Annotated in this window: 19 protein-coding genes and 1 pseudogene; 12 read left to right on the top strand and 8 right to left on the bottom strand. The window is 70.8% G+C overall.

Annotated features, from left to right (window positions below; all coding sequences use genetic code 11):
* Positions 1 to 120: 120 nt before the first annotated feature.
* From QA802_RS23455 to QA802_RS23465, 3 genes and pseudogenes are all read right to left on the bottom strand, one after another.
* The gene (locus QA802_RS23455; protein ID WP_334526072.1) at positions 121 to 1,095 is read right to left on the bottom strand and encodes a phage baseplate protein; all 975 of its coding nucleotides are present in this window, start codon (positions 1,093 to 1,095) and stop codon (positions 121 to 123) included.
* A gap of 240 nt (positions 1,096 to 1,335) precedes the next feature.
* Positions 1,336 to 1,678, bottom strand: a pseudogene (locus QA802_RS23460) (hypothetical protein); the annotation flags it as partial.
* Positions 1,675 to 2,268 (bottom strand): Uma2 family endonuclease, encoded by a 594-nt coding sequence (locus QA802_RS23465; RefSeq protein ID WP_334526075.1) that lies wholly within the window; start codon positions 2,266 to 2,268, stop codon positions 1,675 to 1,677. The pseudogene QA802_RS23460 and the gene QA802_RS23465, both read right to left, overlap by 4 nt.
* Position 2,269: 1 nt before the next feature.
* Between QA802_RS23465 and QA802_RS23470 the strand changes: the two genes are divergently transcribed.
* Together QA802_RS23470 and QA802_RS23475 are read left to right on the top strand one after the other, a co-directional pair.
* Positions 2,270 to 2,509, top strand: a complete 240-nt coding sequence (locus QA802_RS23470; protein ID WP_443042169.1) for a DUF397 domain-containing protein — start codon at positions 2,270 to 2,272, stop codon at positions 2,507 to 2,509.
* A gap of 277 nt (positions 2,510 to 2,786) precedes the next feature.
* On the top strand, positions 2,787 to 3,584 hold the full coding sequence (locus QA802_RS23475) for an antibiotic biosynthesis monooxygenase (RefSeq protein ID WP_334526078.1): 798 nt from the start codon (positions 2,787 to 2,789) through the stop codon (positions 3,582 to 3,584).
* Between the two features lie 48 nt (positions 3,585 to 3,632).
* On the opposite strand, the gene QA802_RS23480 is transcribed toward QA802_RS23475, so the two are convergent.
* The 3 genes from QA802_RS23480 to QA802_RS23490 all read right to left on the bottom strand — a co-directional run bounded on the left by QA802_RS23480 (position 3,633) and on the right by QA802_RS23490 (position 6,504).
* On the bottom strand, positions 3,633 to 4,436 hold the full coding sequence (locus tag QA802_RS23480) for an AfsR/SARP family transcriptional regulator (protein WP_334526081.1): 804 nt from the start codon (positions 4,434 to 4,436) through the stop codon (positions 3,633 to 3,635).
* 217 nt (positions 4,437 to 4,653) lie between these two features.
* Positions 4,654 to 5,058: a hypothetical protein gene (locus QA802_RS23485; protein WP_334526084.1), complete on the bottom strand. Its 405-nt coding sequence runs from the start codon at positions 5,056 to 5,058 to the stop codon at positions 4,654 to 4,656.
* Positions 5,059 to 5,088: 30 nt separating this feature from the next.
* Positions 5,089 to 6,504 (bottom strand): NDP-hexose 2,3-dehydratase family protein, encoded by a 1,416-nt coding sequence (locus QA802_RS23490; protein WP_443042170.1) that lies wholly within the window; start codon positions 6,502 to 6,504, stop codon positions 5,089 to 5,091.
* A gap of 177 nt (positions 6,505 to 6,681) precedes the next feature.
* On the opposite strand from QA802_RS23490, the gene QA802_RS23495 reads away from it, so the two are divergent.
* Together QA802_RS23495 and QA802_RS23500 are read left to right on the top strand one after the other, a co-directional pair.
* Positions 6,682 to 6,930 (top strand): acyl carrier protein, encoded by a 249-nt coding sequence (locus QA802_RS23495; protein ID WP_319169456.1) that lies wholly within the window; start codon positions 6,682 to 6,684, stop codon positions 6,928 to 6,930.
* Positions 6,931 to 6,964: 34 nt separating this feature from the next.
* On the top strand, positions 6,965 to 7,744 hold the full coding sequence (locus QA802_RS23500) for an SDR family NAD(P)-dependent oxidoreductase (RefSeq protein ID WP_334526091.1): 780 nt from the start codon (positions 6,965 to 6,967) through the stop codon (positions 7,742 to 7,744).
* 157 nt (positions 7,745 to 7,901) lie between these two features.
* Here QA802_RS23500 and QA802_RS23505 read toward each other — a convergent pair whose 3' ends face one another.
* Together QA802_RS23505 and QA802_RS23510 are read right to left on the bottom strand one after the other, a co-directional pair.
* Positions 7,902 to 9,119, bottom strand: a complete 1,218-nt coding sequence (locus QA802_RS23505; protein ID WP_334526094.1) for a cytochrome P450 — start codon at positions 9,117 to 9,119, stop codon at positions 7,902 to 7,904.
* A 114-nt stretch (positions 9,120 to 9,233) separates the two neighbouring features.
* Positions 9,234 to 9,866, bottom strand: a complete 633-nt coding sequence (locus QA802_RS23510) for a dTDP-4-dehydrorhamnose 3,5-epimerase family protein (protein ID WP_334526097.1) — start codon at positions 9,864 to 9,866, stop codon at positions 9,234 to 9,236.
* Between the two features lie 96 nt (positions 9,867 to 9,962).
* Here QA802_RS23510 and QA802_RS23515 point away from each other — a divergent pair, with 96 nt between their 5' ends.
* The 8 genes from QA802_RS23515 to QA802_RS23550 all read left to right on the top strand — a co-directional run bounded on the left by QA802_RS23515 (position 9,963) and on the right by QA802_RS23550 (position 21,449).
* A complete protein-coding gene (locus tag QA802_RS23515; RefSeq protein ID WP_334526100.1) occupies positions 9,963 to 11,120 on the top strand; it encodes a nucleotide disphospho-sugar-binding domain-containing protein in 1,158 nt (385 codons plus the stop codon).
* A gap of 44 nt (positions 11,121 to 11,164) precedes the next feature.
* Entirely contained in the window at positions 11,165 to 13,642 is a 2,478-nt protein-coding gene (gene uvrA / locus QA802_RS23520; RefSeq protein WP_443042291.1) for an excinuclease ABC subunit UvrA, read from the top strand.
* Positions 13,642 to 14,898: a Gfo/Idh/MocA family protein gene (locus QA802_RS23525; protein WP_334526106.1), complete on the top strand. Its 1,257-nt coding sequence runs from the start codon at positions 13,642 to 13,644 to the stop codon at positions 14,896 to 14,898. The genes uvrA and QA802_RS23525 overlap by 1 nt, the downstream gene beginning before the upstream one ends.
* On the top strand, positions 14,895 to 15,314 hold the full coding sequence (locus QA802_RS23530) for a cupin domain-containing protein (protein ID WP_319169449.1): 420 nt from the start codon (positions 14,895 to 14,897) through the stop codon (positions 15,312 to 15,314). The genes QA802_RS23525 and QA802_RS23530 overlap by 4 nt, the downstream gene beginning before the upstream one ends.
* 45 nt (positions 15,315 to 15,359) lie before the next feature.
* Positions 15,360 to 17,105, top strand: coding sequence for an MFS transporter (locus QA802_RS23535; RefSeq protein ID WP_334526111.1), 1,746 nt, complete (start codon positions 15,360 to 15,362; stop codon positions 17,103 to 17,105).
* Between the two features lie 389 nt (positions 17,106 to 17,494).
* Positions 17,495 to 17,632, top strand: a complete 138-nt coding sequence (locus QA802_RS23540) for a hypothetical protein (protein WP_319169447.1) — start codon at positions 17,495 to 17,497, stop codon at positions 17,630 to 17,632.
* Positions 17,633 to 17,634: 2 nt separating this feature from the next.
* Complete coding sequence (locus tag QA802_RS23545) at positions 17,635 to 19,899, top strand: TOMM precursor leader peptide-binding protein (RefSeq protein WP_334526115.1); 2,265 nt, start codon at positions 17,635 to 17,637, stop codon at positions 19,897 to 19,899.
* A 98-nt stretch (positions 19,900 to 19,997) separates the two neighbouring features.
* Positions 19,998 to 21,449, top strand: coding sequence for a SagB family peptide dehydrogenase (locus tag QA802_RS23550; protein WP_334526118.1), 1,452 nt, complete (start codon positions 19,998 to 20,000; stop codon positions 21,447 to 21,449).
* Positions 21,450 to 21,467 lie beyond the last annotated feature (18 nt).

Consider the following 21,467-nt stretch of genomic DNA (forward strand, 5'->3'; position numbering starts at 1 on the left):
CTGGCGGTGAACTGGAACACGGTCAAGGCCTTCGGCTGGGCCGACCCGCACGAACCGGGCCCCGGCCACCCTCCCAGGGGGTTGCCGGGGCCCGGCCGTTGTGGCGCGCGCTGCCGCTCGTCAGACCAGGTCGTTCTTGTAGAAGATGCTGGAGCGGCGGTCGCCCTCCTCGCCGGTGGCGAAGCCGAGGAACAGGCGCGACTCGCCGGCGTCGGTGCGGTAGATGGCGAGCCCCTCGGGCTCCCGGTAGGTCAGCGTGGAGCCCGCCTTGGTGAGGGTCGGACCCTGGGCTATGGCACCGGTGTTGACGTTGATGCTCGTCAGGTAGGTGTTGCCCGGATCCTTGTTGGTGTCGGAGTAGGCGGTGCCGGTGAGGAAGTACATGTACGAGCCGTAGAGCGTGTAGCCCTGCGGCGTACCGGAGATCGCCGGCGGGGTGAACTTGGCCAGCGGGCTGCTGAAGTCGCCGCGGTAGGCGTCGGCGGCGTCGTAGACCGCGATGTGCTTGGCGCCGTCCTTGTGGTAGCGGACGATCATGCGGTTGTAGACGGGGTCGATGGAGCAGGTGTACTCGGTGGCGCCCGAGATCGGCTGGAACCTGCCGAAGCTGGTGGAGGAGGCGTCCAGCGTGGTGCCGGCGCTGTACTTCACGTAGGCGAGCTTGGTGCCGTAGCCGTTGCCGTTGGCCTCGGTCTCGATCCACAGGTAGCTGGAGGAGCCCGACGGGCGGACGGCGAACGCGACACCGTGGCCGAAGCCGTTGAGGTGCATGTACGACACGTAGTTGCCGTCGAAGTCGAGCTGGCTGATGCACAGGTCGCCGGCCGACTCCGCGCTCCCCGAGCGCTTGGCGGCCACGAACAGGCGCTTGTTGACGGAGTCGAAGGCGAAGCTCTGCTGGACCCGCACGCTGTGCAGCTGCTTGCTTCGGAACAGGTCGTAGGACGGCTGCGACAGATCGAACCGGGCGCTTCCCGGCACCGCCGCGGACGCGCTCTGGGCGCCGTATCCCAGTCCGACCGCGGCGAGAGAGGCGCCGGCGCCGGTGCGCAGAAGTCCGCGACGGGACAGGGGCGAACGGAAGGCTTCGGTCATGGGGCAACTCCTGAATACTGCGACGAACGACGAGATCAACGTCAACGACCGTACGCAGCACGGCGAGTGCGACCGTGCGATGGTCCGGGGACCTCACCCGCTTCTCCTCCATCTCTCCACAGGGCGGGCACCGGGGGAACACGTCGCTTCAACTTGACTTTGCCGAACGTTGTTGGCGGGGAGGGGGGCGGCCGGGAGGCTCGCGTCGACCGCGAGCGGCGCTCTCAGTGCCGCGGGCGGGAGTTCAGGCGGGGCGATCGCGGCCGCGAGCTGCCGGGTGAGCCGGATGGCCTCGGCGGCCAGGTCGACGTCACCGGAGTAGCCCTCGTTGAACACCAGGCGCGGGCTCCTCGTCGAGGAGGTCCTCGTGTCGGCGACGGGCGGTCTCGGCGCGGGCGGTGTCGGCGCGGGCGGTGTCGAGGAACTTGCGCCGGGCGACGGTGATCAGTCAGCCCTTCGCGTCGCGCGGCGGGTCGGCGGGCCACACGCGGACCGCTTCGACCAGCGCTTCCTGCACGGCGTGTCGTCGTGGACGAAGGTCAGCCGGGGGTGCCTGTCGCGTACACGAGCACGCTCTGGTCAGTGGCCCGGTCCGGTCCCGTACAGGCCCAGGCCGGTCGTGGACAGGTCGCCGCCGAGTCCGGCGGGCAACGGCACCTCTTCGCCGTACTTGCCGTGGACGACGCTCCGGTACTCGCCTTCCCCGGGCCGGCCGAACAGCGACCACGTGCCCGTCCGCGGGTCGACCTGCAAGAGGAGCGCGACGCCCGCGGCCGCGTACCACGCGGTCTTCTCGTTGATGCCTTTGAGTCGCTCGGTCGGGGAGATGACCTCCACGGCCAGTTCGACCGCGTCGGCGTCCAGGAGCCAGCCGTCGTCGTCCTTGAACGCACGAGGGCCGATGGTCAGATCCGGGGTCGCGTAGTCGTCCGGGTCACCGGGCATCGGGACGGACACGTTCTCGAACGCCTCGTAGGGGGCCGAAAGCCCGGGCCGAACGGCATCGCGCAGGTCGATGATGATCCCGGCGTGCCTGCCGCTCGGGCTGGGGGACATCACCAGTGTTCCTCCGATGATCTCAACACTCATACCCGTGGCCTGCTCGATGCTCTCCGCGGCCTCGCGCAGGTGCCCACGACGGACGGGAATGGGGTGATGAGCCGGGGTGCCCACGGTGCCACCTCTCTCCTTGCCTGGCCGGCGCTCCCGCCGGGAGCGTCTCAGCACTCACGCGACGTGGATTTCACTGTACGGCGGAGACGGGGAACAGGACGGCCCGGCTCACTTCTGGCCGCCGTCTGTCGCCGACAACCTTCCCGGACTCGTTCCCGTCCGGGACGGTAAGCGGGCCGGCGGTCCCGCGCTCGCCTTCTCCGCGCGTGCCTGGGGCGCTTTCGTCGATCACCTCCGCTGAGAACGGCGTTCCCGACGGAGTCCTTCAGGACCGGGACCCGGGAGAAGCACGGCCGCAGGAAACGCTTCCGCAAGCTGATCTCGGTTCCTTCAACGCCGACGGCGTCTCCACCCTCAATGGGGCCGGCGGGGGCTCCGGCAGCTGGTCTTAGCGTCGATCTTTCGTGACGGTCTGCCGGCGAAGTCGGCAGACCGTTTCGCGTTCCATCGGTGTTCCGTCCAGGTTCAAGACGTGTCGACCAGGGTGGAGGCATGATCCCAACGCCCAAGGAGCACTCATGACCGAGGCGCAGAAGGTCCCCGACGTGCGCAAGACGGTGACGGTTGACGTGCCCGCGGACCGGGCCTTCGCCGTTTTCGCCGAGCGTCCGCTCGAATGGTTCCCGGAGAGGCACGTCTTCGTCGAGGACCGGGTGTCGCTCACCATCGAACCCTTCGAGGGCGGCCGCTACTACGAGGTCGGCGCCGACGGCACCGAGATCGCCTGGGGCACGGTGGTGGAGTGGAACCCGTCCAAGCGGATCGTGCTGACGTGGCGGGTCGGCCCGCACTGGCAGCCGATCTTCGACGACGAGAAGGCGAGCTTCATCGAGGTCGACTTCGAGCCGGCCGGCCCCGGGCGGACGACGGTGGCGCTCACGCACAGCGGACTGCACCGGCACGGCGAGATCGCGCCGCAGATCCACGCGGCGCTCGACGGCCCGAGCCCCGGGGACACGCTGGCCCGCTACGAGCAGGTCGTCGCCCGGGTCGTCGCGGCGGCGAAGGCGGTACCCGTGACCCTCGTCAACAGGTTCCAGCTGACGGGGGACGCCGAGGAGTTCGAGAAGGTCTTCGCCGCGACCTCGGCGTTCTTCGCGGCCCAGCCGGGTTTCATCGAGCACACCCTGCACCGCCGGCTCGGCGAACCGGCGTCGTACGTGAACATCGCGCGCTGGGCGGACAACGCCAGCCTGCGGGCGGCGGTGGCGCAGCCGGAGTTCCAGCCGCACAGCGCGGCGCTGCGGGCGCTCGCCGTGTCGAGCCCGGAGCTGTTCGAGGCCCGTCTGAAGGTGACGGCGGGCGACGCCGGGTGAGACGGCAAGGGTGCGGGAACGGCGGTGGGTCGCCGTTCCCGCACCCGGTCATGTCGGCTGGGTGAACAAGGTGGTCGGAGTCACGAAGTCGAGCGCGGGATCCGCGGACAGGATCGCGTGCTGCAACTGCTGCAGTCGCGCCGACGGTTCCAGCCCGAGCTCGTCGGCCAGTTCGCTGCGCACGCGCTGGTAGACCTCCAGTGCTCGCCAGCGCTGTCCCGAGCGGTAGAGGGCGATCATGAGTTTGGCGCAGAAGTTCTCGTGCATGGGGTTGCGGGCGACCAGCACCGCGAGTTCGCCGAGCAGCATGTGGTGCCTGCCCAGATGCAGTTCGGCGGCGATACGGGTCTCGAGCAGCCCCAGTCGGCTCTGCTCCAGACGCGTGGCCTCGATGCTGAGATGGACCCCGCGCAGGACGTCGATCAGGGCGTCCCCCGACCAGAGGTCGAGGGCTTGGCGGGCCACCCGGTACGCCTCCACGTGGTCGCCGTTCTCCGAGGCCTGGTTGGCCTCGTCGACGAGCCCGTCGTAGAGCTGCGCGTCCACCATCACCGCCTCGGGGGCGAACAGGTAGCCGTTGTAGCGGGTCAGCAGGACGTCCTTCGCCGAGCCCGACAGCACGACCCGGCCGATCAGTCTGCGTAGTTGCAGGATGTAGGTCTGCAGGGTCGTCAGCGCGCTCCGCGGTGGTTTCTCACCCCAGATCTCCTCGACCAGGGTCGACACCGAGACGACCTCACCGGCCCGCAGTGCCAGCAGTGCGAGGACCTGGCGCGGTTTCGCCGCCGTGGGCGCGATGCACCGGCCGGCCCCGGTGGCCTCCATCGGCCCGAGCACGTTTATTTCCAGCAACTTTTCCCCCTCTACGTGGCGCTTCTTTTCAGCCTCTGCGGTTACCTTCGAAGAATGCACGACCGGAATTGAGGCTCGGAACTGCCGCTGTCACCAATGCGCATGAGGTTCACAGGGCCCAGGTATGGGTTTTTCATACGCGTGACGCGAACGGGTCGGACGAAACGCGTCAGATGATCGACGCATCGGACGGGCAACGCATCGGATGATCAATGCGTCAGACGATCAATAGCTTGGTGTTCTCGGGGAGGGCGGGAGAGCCCACCATCCTGGCGGTGCGCCGCCAGCGCCGGCGGCCCAGTACGACCCAGCCGGGATCCCTCCTGCGGACCAGGCCGGCGACGATTCCGCCGGTGTCGCTGTAGGCCGTGTGCAGGGTCCATCGCACGGCCCGGCCCTCCAGGAAGGCTCCGACCTTGAGCAGGGATTCCAGTTCGAGGTCGGCGGAGTCGAACGCGGCGGCCAGGGAGCAGTCGAGCAGCAGGGTCCAGGGCCGTCGTACGACCAGGACGAGGACGAGGTCGCCGCCGTGTTCCTCGGCCAGCGCGACGGCGCAGCGCATGAGGTCGCAGTCCACCGACCACATCACCGCGATGACGGGGCGAGGGCGCCGCAGTGCCATCTTCCGCTCCTTTCCCTGCTGGTCACGGCATCAGCCGAGGGAGTTCAGGCAGGCGACGAGGGTGCGTGCCTGCACGTTCACGTACTGGCTGTGCCGGAGCAGGGCGGTGAGCTGGCTCACCGTCGCCCAGGCGTGGCCGGGCGGCAGTGTGTCGGACGCCGCCGCGTCGGTCTCGGCGACGACGTAGCGGCTCACCGCGTTCAGGAAGCGGCCGCCCTCCTCGGCGTGCAGGGCGTCGTAGCGGATCCGCGGGGAGCCCGCGTCGGGGATGTGGTCGAGGAACGGCGAGGTCTCCTCCTCGAGTTCGCAGGCCGACATGCACTGGACTGTCGGGGCCAGTTCGACGCGGTCACCGAAGCCGCCCTCGGTCGCGGCGCGCACGAGGACATGGAGCACGCCGTCGAACTCCCTGACCAGGAAGGCGGACAGGCCCCGGCCGACGGGCTCGACGAGCGGCTGGGACCAGGACGAGACCTCCCGGCTGCCGGCCCGGACGTCGGCGGCGACCACCCGGAAGAGGCGGCCGTCGTCGCGGCTGATCTCCTTGTCGTCGCGGTGCCAGCCCGGCAGGGCGCCGAGCGGCAGCCGGCCGGTCTCGAGCGTGCAGTCGGTGCGCAGTCCGGTGAACCAGCTCAGCAGGTCGGCCGTGGTCGACAGCGCGCCGGCGTCGGCGTCGCGGGAGGCGGCCAGTGAGCGGCTGAACCGGTCGGCGGCCCCGGCCTCCGGCCCCACCGGGGGCAGGCACGCCAGTACCGTGCGCGAGTCCATGTTGATGAGGTTGTCCCTGGCCAGCAGGGCGTTGATCTGCCCGAGGGTCAGCCAGCAGAAGTCGTCGTCGAGCGGGACGACCTCGTCGTCGGCCGCCTCCACGAGCATGTTCCGGTTCCGTTTGCGGTAGAACCAGTCGCCGTGCTCGGACTGCAGCACGTCGGCGATCACCCGCGTCGGCCGCTGCCCCGTGAAGTACTCCAGGTACTTGACCTTCGCGCCCCGGTGCACCTGTGTGTAGTTGCTGCGGGTCGCCTGGACGGTCGGCGAGAGCATCAGCGGCTCCGGGTTGCCCGGTTCCATCTTGGCCTGCATCAGGAAATGCAGGACCCCGTCGAACTCCTTGACGAGAATCCCGAGGACGCCGACCTCGGGCTGGTTGATGATCGGCTGGAACCGGTCGGCGGATCCGGGGGCGCGCAGACAGAGGCCTTCCACGGAGAAGAACCTGCCGCTTTCGTGCACCAGGTTCCCGATGTCGTTCTCGAATTTCCAGCCGCGCAGTCCGGAGAACGGAATGCGTTCGACCGTGAAGTCATGCGCGTCCGCCCGTTCGGCCAGCCACGCGTCGAATTCGTCCATGTGCATCTGAACGCCCGCCGTCCGCTGGGCGGAGGCGGCGAGTCGGCTGGGAAGAACGAGGTCCTCCCGTTGCTTCAGCTTTTCCACACCCGACACACCCTCGCAGGCTAGGAGTCGTTGGGCGGTCCACGCTGGAGGGGGCCGCTCGATTTCCGCGGCAGCGCTGCTGGAGCTTGCTCGGAAGGTGGGTTTTCCAGGCGGCCGCGAGCACGATCCGAGTCGTCCGGAACAAATTCTCAGAGCACGCACAACCCTCCGACACGGGAGATGGAAATGGCGGAACTGACGATCGACCGGCTCAAGGACATTCTGCGGATCAGCGCGGGCGAGGACGAGTCGGAGCAGCTCGCCGGCGACATCGGCGGGACCACGTTCGGCGAGCTCGGCTACGACTCGCTGGCCCTGCTGGAGACGGCGGCCCTGATCAAGCGCGAGTACGGCGTCGACATCACCGACGACATCGAGCACCTGACCACGCCTCAGGCGGTCACGGACTTCGTGAACGGCAAGTCCCTCGCGTGAGGGGCTTCGACGGGACGGGACGGGAAGGAATCGGATGAGCGACAGGCGGGTAGCGTTCGTCACCGGAGCCAGCAGCGGCATCGGCCTCGCGGTGACCCGGACCCTCGCGGAGCAGGGGATGGCGGTGTACGGGTGCGCCCGGGACGCCGACAAGCTGGCCGAGACGCTGGAGAAGCTCACCGCGGAAGGGCTGGAGGTCGCCGGCGGGCCCTGCGACGTGACCTCCACCGAGGGTGTGCGTGCCGCCGTCGCCGCGGCCGTGGAGCGTTTCGGCCGCATCGACATCCTGGTCAACAACGCCGGCCGGGGCGGCGGCGGTGAGATCGCGCATCTCGACGAGCCGACCTGGCTCGACGTGATCGACACCAACCTGAACGGCGTCTTCCGGGTGACCAAGGAGGTGCTGGCATCCGGCCGGATGGGCGAGAACGGCTACGGGCGGATCGTCAGCATCGCCTCCACGGGGGGCAAGCAGGGCGTGATCTACGCGTCGCCCTACTCGGCCTCCAAGCACGGGGTGGTCGGCTTCACCAAGGCCGTCGGTCTCGAACTGGCGAAGTCGGGCATCACCGTCAACGCGGTGTGTCCCGGATACGTCGAGACGCCGATGGCCGAGCGGGTCAGGTCCGGGTACGCGGACTTCTGGGGCGTCTCGGAGCAGGACGTCCTGGAGAAGTTCAACGCCAAGATCCCGCTGGGCCGTTACTCGACCCCTCAGGAGGTCGCGGGCCTGGTCTCCTACCTGGTGACCGACACCGCGGCGTCCATCACGGCGCAGGCGATCAACGTCTGCGGCGGGCTGGGCAACTACTGAGGCGTACGGCCATCGCGCGGCAGACCTCACGAATGAGGCACGGCAGCCGCACCGCGTACGACCAGCGCACCGCGTACGACCACCGCACCGCGTACGACAACCGCACGACACAGCAGAGGGAGGGAGTGCCAGGGGCACCCCCTCCCTCAAGTCGTGTTCACCACTTGACGGGCAGTGACCACACCCCGTAGACGACGGAGCCCTCCTTGGTGCGGATGTCCTCGTAGGGCACCGCGAGCCGGAGGTCCGGGAAGCGCTCGAAGATCTTGGTGAGGGCGATCTCCAGCTCGACCCGGGCCAGGTCCGCGCCGATGCAGTAGTGCGCGCCGTGCCCGAAACCGAGGTGGCGCCGGGTGCCGCGGGACAGGATCAGCTCGTCGGGCCGCTCGAAGACCGTGGCGTCCCGGTTGGCCGGCAGGGCCAGGCACAGGATGCCGTCGCCCTTCTTGATGGTCACGCCGCCGAGCTCGATGTCGTCCAGGGCCACCCGGGGCACGGCCAGGTCGCCGATGGTGATGTAGCGGACGAGTTCCTCGACGGCCGGGCCGATCAGCGACGGGTCGGCCTTGAGCTGCTCCAGCTGCTCCGGGTTGCGCAGCAGGGCCATGGTGCACAGGGAGATCATGTTGGCGGTGGTCTCGTGCCCGCCGTTCATCAGCAGCCGGCACAGGTTGACCAGGTCGCGGGTGGTGTACTCCTCGCCGGAGTCGCGGTAGGCGATGATCGCCCGGCTGAGCAGGTCGTCGCCGGGCTCGCGCTCCTTGAGGCCGACCAGCTTCTCCAGGTACCTGCCCACCTCCACCATCGCGGCCTGCCGCTGGTCGGGGGTGCTGTGGCCGCCGAGCAGGTTGGTGCCGTGCTCGGCGAAGAACGCGTGGTCCTCGTACGGCACTCCGAGCAGTTCGCAGATCATCGACATCGGGACCGGCAGCGAGACGATCTCGTGCAGGTCGGCCGGCGAGCCCGCCGCCTCCAGGGCGTCGAGGCGCAGGTCGACGTTCTCCTCGATCTTCGCGCGCAGCTGCTGGACCCGGCGGTTGGTGAAGGTGACGGCGGCCTTGCGGCGGGTGGTGGTGTGCTCGGGGGCGTCGTATCCGATGAAGGAGGTCTCGGTGCGGAACTCCGGCGGGGCCTCGAAGTAGAAGGGGAAGTTGTCGTGCTTGCGCGAGGAGCTGATGCGCGGATCGGTCAGCAGCTGGCGTATCAGGTGGTAGTCGGTGACCGCCCAGACCTCGAGACCGGTGATGAGGCTGACTTTCGTCACCGGACCCTTCTCCATCATGGGCCCGTACTCCTCGGGAAGGGAGAAGGGGCACTTGCGCTGGTAGGGAAACGTCGACTGTTCGGTCGCGGATTCGGCGGCGTTCACCGACATGACTACTCCTTGTCTCCGGCGAATTCAGAAGGTCAGAACAGAAGGTCGATCAGACGGTCAGATCAGACGGTCGGCTCGGAAGGTCGGCTAGGAAGGTCGGCTCGGAATTCGGATCTACATCACGTTCCGGGGCGAAGGCGAAAGGAAAGAAGCGCGCTGCCGGGCATAGTGCGCCAGACAGTCCTCGTAGCGGGGCAGAATGCCGAGTTCGGCGGCCCGGGACAGGCTCGGCGCCGACAGGTCCTTCGGCGCCACCACCGGGTCCTCGGACAGACGCCAGGGCAGCGCCAGATCCGGGTCGAACGGGTCGATCTCGAAGGGCGTGCCCGGGATGTACGGGGTGTCGAACACATAGCTGACGCAGGAGTCGTCGGTCAGTGAGACGAAACCGTGCGCCATCCCGTCGGGCAGGAACACCGCCGTGCCCTTCTGGGGCTCCAGCAGACTGACGTCGTGGCGGCCGAACGTCGGCGAGCCGACGCGCACGTCCAGTACGACGTCCAGCACCGCGCCCCGGACGCAGGTGACGTACTTGGCCTGGCCCGGCGGCAGACGCACCCCGTGCATGCCGCGCAGCACGTTGCGGTGGTTGACGGAGAAATTGGTCTGCACCGGCCGGAACACCTGGCCGGTGACGCGGGTGAACTCCTCGTCCCGGAAGGACTCGAAGAACGCGCCCCGCTCGTCGCTGTGGATCCGCGGCCGGATGCGGTAGGCGTCCCGCACGGCCATCTCCTCGATCTCCATGGCCCGCGAAGCTAGCGGGAGCGGCTCGAGCACCGCTGGTGGCGTCGGCCCGGCGGCTCAAGTGCGGCTCGAGTGGCGGGGAGTTGAGTGGCCAGCATGAGGATTCTCGTGAGCACCGGCCCGAGCTACGGGCTCTACTGTCCGGTCGTCCCGCTGGCCTGGGCGCTGCGCGCGGCGGGTCACGACGTGCTGGTCGCCGCACCGGAGAGCCTTGCCCCCGTGGCCAACGGCTCGGGGATGCCCTTCATCCCGACCTACGGCCCGATGCACATGCGCGAGGTCATGGCCCATGACCGGCAGGGCGAGCCCATCGCGTTCGCGCGTGAGGAGCCCCGGATGCTGGAGCAGGCGGGCCGCGGCTTCGGCCGGCTCGCCGCCCGCACCCTGCCCGGTCTCCTCGACGTCGCCGAGAAGTGGAAGCCCGACGTCATCGTCGCCGAGCCGCACACCTACGCGGCCGGCGTCGTGGCGCGGCTGAAGGGCATTCCCTGGGTGGAGCACGGCGTGGGCCTCGGCTACTTCCGCGAGATGGACAAGTCGGGGGCCGACGAGCTGACGCCGGAGCTGACCGAGCTGGGCCTGGGCGCCCTGCCCGAGCCGGACCTGGCGCTGGAACCCTGCCCGGCCTCGCTGCTGCCGGCCGGCGGCGCCCACGGCGTCCCGATGCGCTACGTCCAGTACGACCCGCCGGCCACCGTGCCGTCCTGGGTGTTCGAGGCACGCGAGCGGCCCCGGCTGCTGCTCACACTCGGCACGGTGGCCCCTGCGGCCGGCGGCGCCCGGGTGCTCAAGGACCTCGTCAACTCGCTGCCCGCGCTCGGCGTGGAACTGCTCGTCGCGGTCGCCGAGGACATCGTCCCCGAGCTGGGCCCGCTGCCCGACGCGGTGCTGGCGGCCGGGTTCCTGCCGCTCGCCTCGGTGCTGCCCTCCTGCGACCTGGTGGTCCACCACTGCGGCGGCGGCTCCACCATGGCGGCCATCCTCGCGGGGCTGCCGCAGCTGCTGGTCCCGCAGCCGATCGTCGCCGAACAGTACGACAGCGCGCGCCGCGTCACCGCGTACGGCTCCGCCCGCCAGCTGGTGGAACAGCCCATCGACCCGGAAGCCGTCGTGGAGAACTGCCGCGCCCTGCTCGAGGACGAGTCGTACGGCGTCAGGGCCCGGGCACTGCGCGCGGAGGTGGCCGCGATGCCGTCCCCCGCGTCCGTCGTGCCCGTCATCGAAGAACTCGCCGGCGCCAGGCCGGGACGGTAGGGAAGGAAACCCCGTTGAGCGACACCAACAGCCGCGCGCACCTGCTGCCGGAGACGCTCGAGGTGCGTGGCGCACGCGAGCACAACCTGCGCGGCGTCGACGTGGACCTGCCGCACCGCAACCTCACCGTGTTCACCGGCGTGTCCGGCTCGGGCAAGTCGTCCCTGGCCTTCGCCACGATCTACGCCGAGGGCCAGCGACGCCAGCTGCAGAGCATGTCGACCTTCGCCCGCCAGTTCATGCACCAGATGGACAAGCCGGACGTCGACCACATCGGCGGCCTGTGCTCGGCCGTCGCGGTCGACCAGCGTTCCTCTGCCTCCCGCAGCCCGCGCTCCACGGTGGGCACGGTCACCGAGGTGTACGACCTGCTGCGGGTGGTGTTCGCGCGGATCGGACACCCGCACTGCACCGAGTGCGGGACCGAACTGGCCGACGACGCCTGCCCGCGGGGCCACGACAGCGCGCTGCCCGAGATGACCAACGGGGCGTTCTCCTTCAACCTGCCGTTCGGCCAGTGCACCGCCTGTCAGGGCGTCGGCACCCGGCTCGAGGTGGACCCCACGACTCTGGTCGCCGATCCGGGCCGCTCCCTGCTGGAGGGCGCGATCACGCCCTGGCGGCCCACGTTCACCGAGCCGGAGCGGATGAAGGCCCGCGCGGTGGCGCAGCTGCTGGGCGAGGACGAGAGCACGCCGTGGGAGGACCTCTCCGAGGGGCTGCGGCACACGCTGCTGCACGGCACCGACATCAAGGTCCGCGCCCGCAAGTTCGACAAGCCCGGCGACCCGGTCAAGGACGTCGTGTTCACCGGGGTGGTGCCATGGCTCTACGAGCGGTACCGCAAGTCGGGCGGGGAGAACTTCGGGCAGCTGGAGAACTACATGCGGCCGGCGCCCTGCGCCGAGTGCGGGGGCGGCCGGCTCAACCCGGCGCAGCTCGCCGTCCGGGTCGCCGGGCGCGGCATCGCGGAGGTGGCGGCGCTGCCGGTCTCCGTGTCGCTGCGCTTCTTCCAGGAGCTGGACGTGGCGGAGCGTGAGCGTGCCGCCGTGGGCCAGGCCCTGGAGGAGATCGTGCAGCGGCTCGGCCATCTGACGCGGATGGGGCTGGAGTACCTCAGCCTGGACCGTCCGGCCCGCACCCTGTCCGGCGGCGAGTCGCAGCGCATCCGGCTGGCCGGGCTGCTCGGCACCGACATGTTCGGCCTGCTCTACGTCCTGGACGAGCCGACCACCGGTCTGCACCCCAGGGACATCGAGAAACTGGTCGCCACCCTGAAGGACCTGCGCGACCAGGGCAACACGGTGCTCATCGTCGAGCACGACCACCAGATGATCAAAGCCGCGGACTGGGTGGTGGAACTCGGTCCGGCGGCCGGCGAGCACGGTGGCGAGCTGCTGTTCAGCGGCCCGGCCGAGCAGCTGCTCGACGACGTGAACTCGCCGACCGGCGGCTACACCAGCGGCACCCGCGGCATCCCGGTGCCCGCGAGCCGACGGCCCGGGGCGGCGGACCGCCGGATCGCCGTGTACGGAGCGAAGGAGAACAACCTCGCCGGGTTCGACGTCGACTTCCCGCTCGGCACGTTCATCGCGGTGACCGGGGTGTCGGGGGCCGGCAAGTCCACGCTGGTGGACGACATCCTCTACCCGGCGGTGGAGAGCGCGCTGGGCGGCGACGCGCCGGCGCCGGGCGCCCACACCAGGATCGAGGGGCTGCACCACGTCGACCGGGTGATCAGGGTGGACCAGGCGCCGATCGGGCGTTCGGGCCGGTCGACGCCGGCGACGTACACCGGGGTCTTCGACAGCGTCCGCAAGGTGTTCTGCCAGACCGCGGAGGCGAAGAAACGCCGCTACAAGCCGGGCCGGTTCTCCTTCAACTCGGCGGGCGGGCGCTGCGAGACCTGCACCGGCGACGGCTCCATCAAGATCGAGATGCAGCTGCTGCCCGACGTCTTCCTGCACTGCGAGACCTGTGACGGCACCCGCTACAACGCGGAGACGCTGGAGATCCGCTACCGCGGCAAGAACATCGCCGAGGTGCTGGCGATGCCCGTCGAGGAGGCGCTGGAGTTCTTCGCGGGGGAGCCCGCCATCGAGGCCCCGCTGCGCGTCCTCGACGAGGTCGGCCTCGGCTATCTGCGGCTGGGCCAGTCGGCGACGACGCTCTCGGGCGGCGAGGCGCAGCGCGTCAAGCTGGCCAACGAGCTGCAGCGCAGGGCGGGCGCGCACACCCTCTACCTGCTCGACGAGCCGACCACCGGCCTGCACTCCAGTGACATCGAGCGGCTGCTGGCGGTGCTGCACAGCCTCGTCGACAGGGGGCACACCGTGCTCGCCGTGTCGCACAACCTCGACCTGATCAAGACGGCGGACTGGGTGGTGGACATCGGTCCGGAGGGCGGCGACGGAGGCGGGGCGCTGGTCGCCGCGGGCACCCCCGAGCAGGTGGCCGGGCAGTCGGAAGGACACACCGGGCGTTTCCTGCGCGACGTGCTGGGGACGAGCGGGCGGCCGTGATGTACGGGTCGCCCTCCGAGGGCCCGGAGCCGGTCCGGATCGGTGTGCTGGGGTGCGCGGACATCGCCCGCCGCCGGGTGCTGCCCGCGTTCGCGGCAGACCCCGGCAGCCGGGTGGCGGCCGTGGCCAGCCGGGACGGCGGCCGGGCCCGCGAGATGGCCGACCGGTTCGACTGCGCCGCCGTGACGGGGTACGACCGTCTGCTCGCCGACCCGGCGGTGGAGGCCGTCTATGTGCCGCTGCCCGTCGCCCTGCACGCCGACTGGATCGAACGGGCGTTACGGGCGGGCAAGCACGTGCTCGGCGAGAAGCCGCTCACCGGTGACGTCGACTCCACCCGCCGGCTGTTCGAGCTGGCAGCCGCGCGCGGTCTGGTGCTCGCCGAGAACTTCATGTTCCCCCGTCACCCGCTGCACCGGCGGGTGCGGGAGCTGGTCACGGGCGGGGCCATCGGTGAACTGCGCAGCTTCACGGGGGAGTTCGCCATCCCGGCGCCGCCGCCGGGTGACGTCCGCTACGACGCGGCCCTCGGCGGCGGCGCGCTGCTGGACATCGCCGTCAACCCGCTGCTCGCCGCCCGCTTCTTCCTCGGTCCCGCGCTCACGGTGTGCGGGGCGCGGCTGCGCCGGCACCCCGTGCACGGCGTGGACACCGGCGGAGCGGTCCTGCTGGCCGCACCGGACGGCGTCACCGCGCAGGTGGTGTTCGGCATGGAGCACGCCTACCGGGCCGGGTACGAGCTGTGGGGGAGCGCGGGGCGGATCCGGGTGGAGCGCGCCTACGCGCCGCCCGCCGACCACTGCCCGGTGATCCGCGTGGAGCGGCCGGAGGGCGCCGAGGAACTCGTCCTGCACCCCGCGGACCAGTACCTCGAGGCGGTTCGGGCGTTCTCGCACGCTGTCCGCCAGACCCGGCGGACCGAGCCGGCCGGGCAGACCCGGCGGACCGAGCCGGCCGGGCAGACCCGGCGGACCGAGCCGGCCGGGCAGCCCCGGCGGACCGAGCCGGCCGGGCGAGCCGAACAGGCCGGACCGGCCCAACAGACCCGGCCGACCCGACAGACCCGGCCGAACACCCGACAGACCCGGCAGACACGTGGCGGCCCGGGGGCCGAGCGGAGTCTTCGTGAACGGCACCAGGAGCGGGCCCTCACGGTCGCCCGGCTGGTGGCCGAGGTTCGAGCGGCGGACAAGGCCGCTTCCAGCGCCGCACAGCACCCTGTTCCGAGCTGGGACGACCCGAGAGGGGCCTTATGAACTCCGCTGTCACCGACAAGCTGCGCTGTGAGCGCATCACGAAATTCCGCGACGTCATACCCGGCGACGGTCCGGGCAGGCTCTCCTCTCCCGCCGGGGATCTGGTGAGGTTCGCCAACGGCGACTCCTACCGGTTCGCCGCGTACTGGGACTGCCTGCCGGGCGGACCGTGCCGCGGCAACCACTACCACCTCGACAAGACCGAGGTGATGTTCGTGATCTCCGGCGAACTGAGAGCCGCGTACTACGACCTCGACACCGGCCAGCGCTTCGACACCGTGCTGGTCGCCGGAGACCTGGTCACCGTCCGCCCGCGCCTCGTGCACAGCTACATGGCGCTCAGCCCCACCCAGGTGGTGGAGGTGGCCTCGCACGCCTACTCGCCGAGCGACACCCATCCCTACGTGTTGCTCTGACCGACCAATCCGCCGCACACACACCCCCCATAGAAGGAGAAGATCGTGACCGCTCTGGAAGCAACGTCGTCCGGGGAGCGGGAGGGAGAGCTCAATCCCAAGCGCTGGATCGCGTTGACCGTGATCCTCGTCGCCGCGTTCATGGACATGCTCGACAGCACGATCCTGAACGTGGCCATCCCCTCCATCCGAACCGACCTCGACGCCGGCTACGCGGACATCCAGTGGGTCACCGCCGGCTACCAGCTCGCCTTCGCCCTGCTGCTGATCCTCGGCGGCAGGCTCGGCGACATCTACGGCCGCAAGCTCATCTTCCAGATCGGCGTGGCGGGCTTCACCCTCGCCTCGCTGGCCGCGGCCGTGTCGACCGAGCCGAGCATGCTGATCGTGTCCCGGCTGCTCCAGGGCGGCTTCGCCTCGATCATGGTGCCGCAGGTCCTGGCCATCATCCACGTCAGCTTCCCGCCGCAGGAACGCGCCAAGGCGTTCGGCATGTTCGGCACGGTGGCCGGTCTCGCCGCACTCACCGGTCTGAGCCTCGGCGGTCTGCTGGTCGAGTGGAACCTGTTCGACCTGGAATGGCGGCTGGTGTTCCTCATCAACGTCCCGGTCGGCATCTTCGGCCTGATCGTCGGACAGAAGGCCATCGTCGAGTCGAAGGCGCCGGTCGCGCTGCGGCTGGACATCGTCGGCGCGGTCCTCGGCGCCGTCACCCTGTTCCTGCTCGTCTTCCCGCTCATCCAGGGGCGCGAACTGGGCTGGCCGGCCTGGGGCTTCGTCCTGCTGGCGCTGACGCCGGTGTCGCTGTTCGTGTTCGTCCGCCAGCAGCAGGCCCGTACCCGCAAGGACGGCTCGCCGCTGGTCGCGCTCAACCTGTTCCGGCTGCGCAGCTTCTCCTCCGCGCTGAGCGTGCAGCTGGCGTTCAACGTCGGCGTGGGCGTGTTCTTCCTGTCCTGGAGCCTGTACATGCAGGTCGGGCTGGGCTGGAGCCCGATCCGCGCCGGTCTGACCAGCCTGCCGTTCTGCATCACCACCTTCGTCACGTCGGCGCTGTCGTACGCCTTCCTCGCCGCGAAGATGGGGCGCAAGCTCCTGCAACTCGGCGCGGTGCTGGTGCTGCTGGGCCTCGGCTCCTACATCTGGGTGGTCGAGCACTACGGCAGCGAGGCCACCAGCTGGAAGATGGCGCTCCCGCTGGCCTTCTTCGGGCTCGGCTTCGGCATGGTCATGTCCCCGATCCCGGACATGGCCACCAGCGAGGCTCCGCGGCAGGACGCGGGCTCGGCCTCCGGTCTGGTCAACACCAACCAGCAGCTCGGGTTCGCCGTCGGCACGGCTCTGGTCAGCGTCATCTTCTTCGGCGCCCTGGGCGGCAACGCGGCCGACAACTCCCGGGAGGCGGCCCCGCAGCTGCGCCAGGACCTGGCGGCCGTGTCGGTCACCGGGCAGGACGCGGACCGGGTCGTGAACTACTTCGTGCAGTGCACGAGCGACCAGGCGAAGGAGAAGGACTGGACGGTCCAGGCGCCGAGCTGCGCCAAGCCCCCGTCCGAGCTCACCGGCAACCCGAAGGTCGCCGCCGTGTTCGCCGCGACGGGCAAGCACACCAACGCGCTCACCTTCGCCGACACCTTCTCCCACGCGCTGCGCTGGTTCGTCGGCGGCATGGTCCTCACCCTGCTGCTGACGTTCCTGCTGCCCCGCAAGAACGCGGCGCACGGCGCGCAGAGCGAGGCCGGCGCGGAGCCGAAGCCCGGCGCCGAGCCGAAGGCCGTGGCGGGGAACGCCTGACGGTCACGCACCGCGAGAGGTACTGGGCCGCGGCCCGCGGGGCGACACACCCCGTGGGCCGCGGCCTGCACGTTTGCGGCGGTAGGCCCACCCCGGCGCAGCCCCGGCGCCCCCCCCGACACCCACCCCCGCACCCCCCGGCGCACGCCTCTGCACCCACCCCGGCGCGCGCCCCGCGCGAAAGCCTGCTTGAAGCCGTCATCCGGCGATCATGAATTCTTCACTACCGGCCGGTGAGCACGGCACTACTGCGGCCCTCCTCCTCTCGGCGAGACTCCTGGTCAGACGCCGAAGCCGCGGAGAACACAGACCCGCGAGACGACGTCACACCGCACGGTCACACCGACCGCGTCGCCCGACGCGGGACACCGCCGATCGAGGGGGAGACCATGTCCGCACAGCACCTTTCCGAGGACCTGCTCATCGAGGACTACAACCCGGCCGGCCCGTGGGCCGCGCCCACCGACTCCTTCGTCTGCTGGGCCGAGTCGGCGATCCCCGCCACCACGGACCACAGCGGGGTCTGACGGTGATCCGGTCGGCTTCGGAGAAGCCCCGCCTGGGCTTCAAGGAACACCTGACGGTCCAGATCGTCCCCGGGGAAGCGGTCTACCTGATGTCCGGGCGACGCGTCACCACGTTGCACGGCGCGGAGATCTGCCACCTCGCGGAACTGCTGGACGGCGCCAGGACGCGCGACGCCATCCTCACCGAGGTGTCCGGGCGACTGCCGGTCGAGCGAACGCTGCGGCTGCTCGACCGTCTCACCGAAGCCGGCCTGCTGGCCGAACTGCCCGCGTCGCGGGCCGACGACGCCGCGGAGCGCGCCTACTGGGACGCCGCCGGTCTCAGCGGCGCCGCCGTCCGCCCCGCGGCCACCGTGCACACCCTGGCGGTGGGGGGCGTCGGCCCCGAGACACTGCACACCGCCGCCGTGGCGGCCGGCCTGCGCACCGGCCCGGCCGCCGAGGCGGACCTGGTCCTGGTGGCCTGCGACGACTACCTCGACCCCCGGCTGCGTGACCTCGACCGGGAGTACCGGGAGGCCGGACGCTGCTGGCTGCCGATCCAGCTGCACGGCACCGAGACCTGGATCGGCCCCTTCCTCGGCGTGCCGGACGGCCCGTGCTGGTCCTGCCTGGCCGAGCGGCTGTGGCGCAGCCGCCCGGTCGAGGCCCGGCTCCAGCAGGGGCTCGGTCGCTCCGGCCCGCTGCCCCGCCGCCCCTGCGCGGTTCCGGCGAGCCTGCTCGCCGGACTCCACCTGGCCGTGCTGGAGGCGGTCAAGTGGCTGGCCGGGCTGCGCCACCCCGGCCAGGACGCGCTGTGGACCCTGAACGGACTGATGCTGACGGGCGGTCACCACCCGGTGAGCCGGCGCCCGCAGTGCCCGGACTGCGGCGACCCCACGCTGGTCGCCGCCCGGGTCGAGGCGCCCGTGGTGCTGACCTCCCGCCCCAAGGCGGACAGGGGCGGCGGCGGACACCGGGCCCTGGGCCCGGAGGAGATGCTCCGGCGCTACGGCCATCACGTGGACCCGCTCACCGGCCTCGTCCGGGAGATCCGCCGCGACCCGCGCGGCCCGGCCTTCCTCAACGTTTTCCACGCCGGGCACAACCTGGCCCTGACCCACCACGACCCGCGCGGCTGGCGCACCGGACTGCGCGCCACCAGCGCGGGCAAGGGCAGCACCCCGCTGCGGGCCAAGGTGAGCGCGCTCGCCGAGGTGCTGGAACGGCACAGCGGCCACCTCCAGGGCGACGAGCCGATGCTGCACGCGAGTTACGGCGCGCTCGGCGACGAAGCCGTCCACCCCGACTCCGTCCAGCTCTTCGCCGCCGGCCAGTTCACCGGCCGCGCGCGCTGGAACGCCGGACACGGCGCGTTCCAGCAGGTCTGCGAACCCTTCGACGAGGACCGGGAGATCGAGTGGACCCCCGTGTGGTCGCTCACCGAGTCGCGGCGCCGGCTGCTGCCCACGGCCCTGCTGTACTTCGGCGCGTCCCGCCTCGCGGGCCGTCCGTACTGCCTCGCCACGTCCAACGGCGTGGCCGCGGGCGCATCGCTGGAGGACGCGGTGCTCCAGGGGTTCCTGGAACTCGTCGAACGGGACGCGGTAGCCCTGTGGTGGTACAACCGGCTGCGCCGGCCCGGCGTGGACCTCGGCTCCTTCGAGGATCCCTGGATCGCCGAACTGCGCACCGTCCACGCCTCCTTGAACCGTGAGGTGTGGGCCCTGGACCTCACCGCCGACCTCGGCGTTCCCACCGTCGTCGCGCTGTCCCGCCGTACCGACAAGCCCGACGAGGACATCACACTCGGCTTCGGCGCGCACTTCGACCCGAAGATCGCGCTGCACCGCGCCCTCACCGAGCTGAACCAGATGCTCCCCTACGTCGTGGACGCCGGCGCCGACGGCGGGGGCTACGGGACCGACGACGCCGAGGTGCTGCGCTGGATGCGCACCGCCCGGGCCGCCGAACTCCCGTATCTGCGGCCCGATCCGGAGCGTCCCGCGATGAACGCGGACACCCACCCGTACCGGCCCCGAGCCGATCTGCGGGAGGATGTCGCCGAGGCGGAGCGGATCGTCCGCGAGGCCGGACTGGACATGCTCGTGCTCGACCAGACCCGTCCCGACGTAGGGCTGCCGGTGGCCCGCGTCATCGTCCCCGGGCTCCGCCCCCACTGGGCCCGGTTCGCACCCGGCCGTCTCTTCGACGTGCCGGTGCGCAGCAAAGACCTGACCGAACCGACCCGCTACGAGGACCTCAACCCGGTCCCCCTGTTCCTGTGACCGTCCCCGTGATTCCCCAGCGATCGCGATTATCCCCCCACCTTGGATCAGCCGTGCACCTTGGCAGTCTCGCCCCCCAATTGGTCAATCTGTGGTCCTTGAGGCCGGACATCGTTGTCGATCCGGACACCGATCCCGAGGAGGCCCTCCTGCTGGAGACGCCCTGGGAGGATCTCCGGATCAAGGAGCCCAGCGCCGCCCTGCGCGAGGCCGTGCGCCGGATGCAGCTCGGCCCGTCCGCCATCCCCAACATCCTCGCCTCGGCGTCGGGCTCGCCCGGCGGCGCCGAGAAGCTGCTGGAGGAACTCCGGCCGCTGCAGCACCTGGTGGTCCGCACGCTGGCCGTCGGCGCGGTGCCGCTGCTCTCGGTGGTGCCGATCTCCGGGCAGGCCCGGTTCACCCGGCTGAAGCCGCTGCTGGGCCGGGTCTGCCGGCTCTCGCGGTTCGCGGTGATCCGCTGTGCGCCAGGCGGCGGCCTGGCCGTCGAGTCGTCGCTCGTCGACCACAAGGTGGAGCTGCACCACCCGGGCGTCATGGGCATGCTGGGCCGGATCGACGGCGCGGCAGACGACTTCGACGCGCCGCACCTTCCGGTGGCCGAGGCGGTCCGGTCGTATCTGGTCGCCGCCGGCGTGCTGGTGGTCGCGGACCAGCCCACCGGGCACGGTCCGGGCGCCGCCGAGCCCACCTTCGCGGAGGACCGCGATCCGGCGCTCACCGGCTGGTCCCCGGACGAGCTGCTGGTGCACTCCGGCAGCCGTCGGGAGCGTTACGACCGCCCGCGCGGAGCCGCCTTCGCGCAGGTCGGCCGGATGCCCCCGCCGCCGGTGGTCAAACCGCCGGCCGCGACGGACCCGGACCGCCCCGCGCACCGGATCACGCTCGCCCGGCCCGACCTCGACGGGGGCCCGGGGACCGGGCCGGCGGCCGCCGACCCGTCCCTCACCGCGGTGCTGGAGTGCGGCGACCTGCCGGTCGTCGAGGACGGCGAGCTGTCGCTGGACCGGCTCGGCGCGCTGCTGTACCGGGCGGCCCGGGTCCGCGCCATGCTGCCGCCGGCCGACTTCGATCCGGCCGGCTACCCGACGAGTGAGCGCCCCTACCTCAGCGTCGACGACAGTTACGCGCTGGAGGTCTACGTGCTGGCCGACGAGGGGGAGTCCTGTCTGCCGCCGGGCGCATACCACTACGACCCGCTCGACCACTGCCTGGAGCGCATGGGCGGCGATCCCGGAGCCGCGGCCGACCTGGCGGGCGCCGCGCGCGCCGGGGAGCCGGGCCCGGACGGCGAGCCGACCGTGTTCATCGGCATATCCGCACGGTTCGCCCGCGCCGCCTACAAGTTCAGCGGCACCGCCTACAGCAACGTCCTCAAGGACGTGGGAGCGCTCCAGCAGACGATGACGCTCGTGGCGCGGGCGATGGGACTGCAGTCCCGCGTCCTGCCGGTCGGTGACGCGGACGCCTTCCAGCGGGCCGTCGGTCTGGACTGGCGGGTGGAGTCCAGCGTCGGCGACATGATCATCTCGAGTCGTATACCGCCGAGTTGAGGGACTTGAGGGCCTGTC

It is taken from the genome of Streptomyces sp. B21-105 (assembly GCF_036898465.1).
Classification (GTDB): domain Bacteria; phylum Actinomycetota; class Actinomycetes; order Streptomycetales; family Streptomycetaceae; genus Streptomyces.

Bases quoted from the DNA above. Each gene is read 5' to 3' on its own strand.
- QA802_RS23485 (WP_334526084.1), bottom strand. From the start codon at position 5,058: ATGGCACTGCGGCGCCCTCGCCCCGTCATCGCGGTGATGTGGTCGGTG.
- QA802_RS23540 (WP_319169447.1), top strand. From the start codon at position 17,495: ATGTCCGCACAGCACCTTTCCGAGGACCTGCTCATCGAGGACTACAAC.
- QA802_RS23505 (WP_334526094.1), bottom strand. From the start codon at position 9,119: ATGTCGGTGAACGCCGCCGAATCCGCGACCGAACAGTCGACGTTTCCC.
- QA802_RS23530 (WP_319169449.1), top strand. From the start codon at position 14,895: ATGAACTCCGCTGTCACCGACAAGCTGCGCTGTGAGCGCATCACGAAA.
- QA802_RS23510 (WP_334526097.1), bottom strand. From the start codon at position 9,866: ATGGAGATCGAGGAGATGGCCGTGCGGGACGCCTACCGCATCCGGCCG.
- QA802_RS23500 (WP_334526091.1), top strand. From the start codon at position 6,965: ATGAGCGACAGGCGGGTAGCGTTCGTCACCGGAGCCAGCAGCGGCATC.
- QA802_RS23455 (WP_334526072.1), bottom strand. From the start codon at position 1,095: ATGACCGAAGCCTTCCGTTCGCCCCTGTCCCGTCGCGGACTTCTGCGC.
- QA802_RS23525 (WP_334526106.1), top strand. From the start codon at position 13,642: ATGTACGGGTCGCCCTCCGAGGGCCCGGAGCCGGTCCGGATCGGTGTG.
- QA802_RS23515 (WP_334526100.1), top strand. From the start codon at position 9,963: ATGAGGATTCTCGTGAGCACCGGCCCGAGCTACGGGCTCTACTGTCCG.
- QA802_RS23495 (WP_319169456.1), top strand. From the start codon at position 6,682: ATGGCGGAACTGACGATCGACCGGCTCAAGGACATTCTGCGGATCAGC.
- QA802_RS23475 (WP_334526078.1), top strand. From the start codon at position 2,787: ATGACCGAGGCGCAGAAGGTCCCCGACGTGCGCAAGACGGTGACGGTT.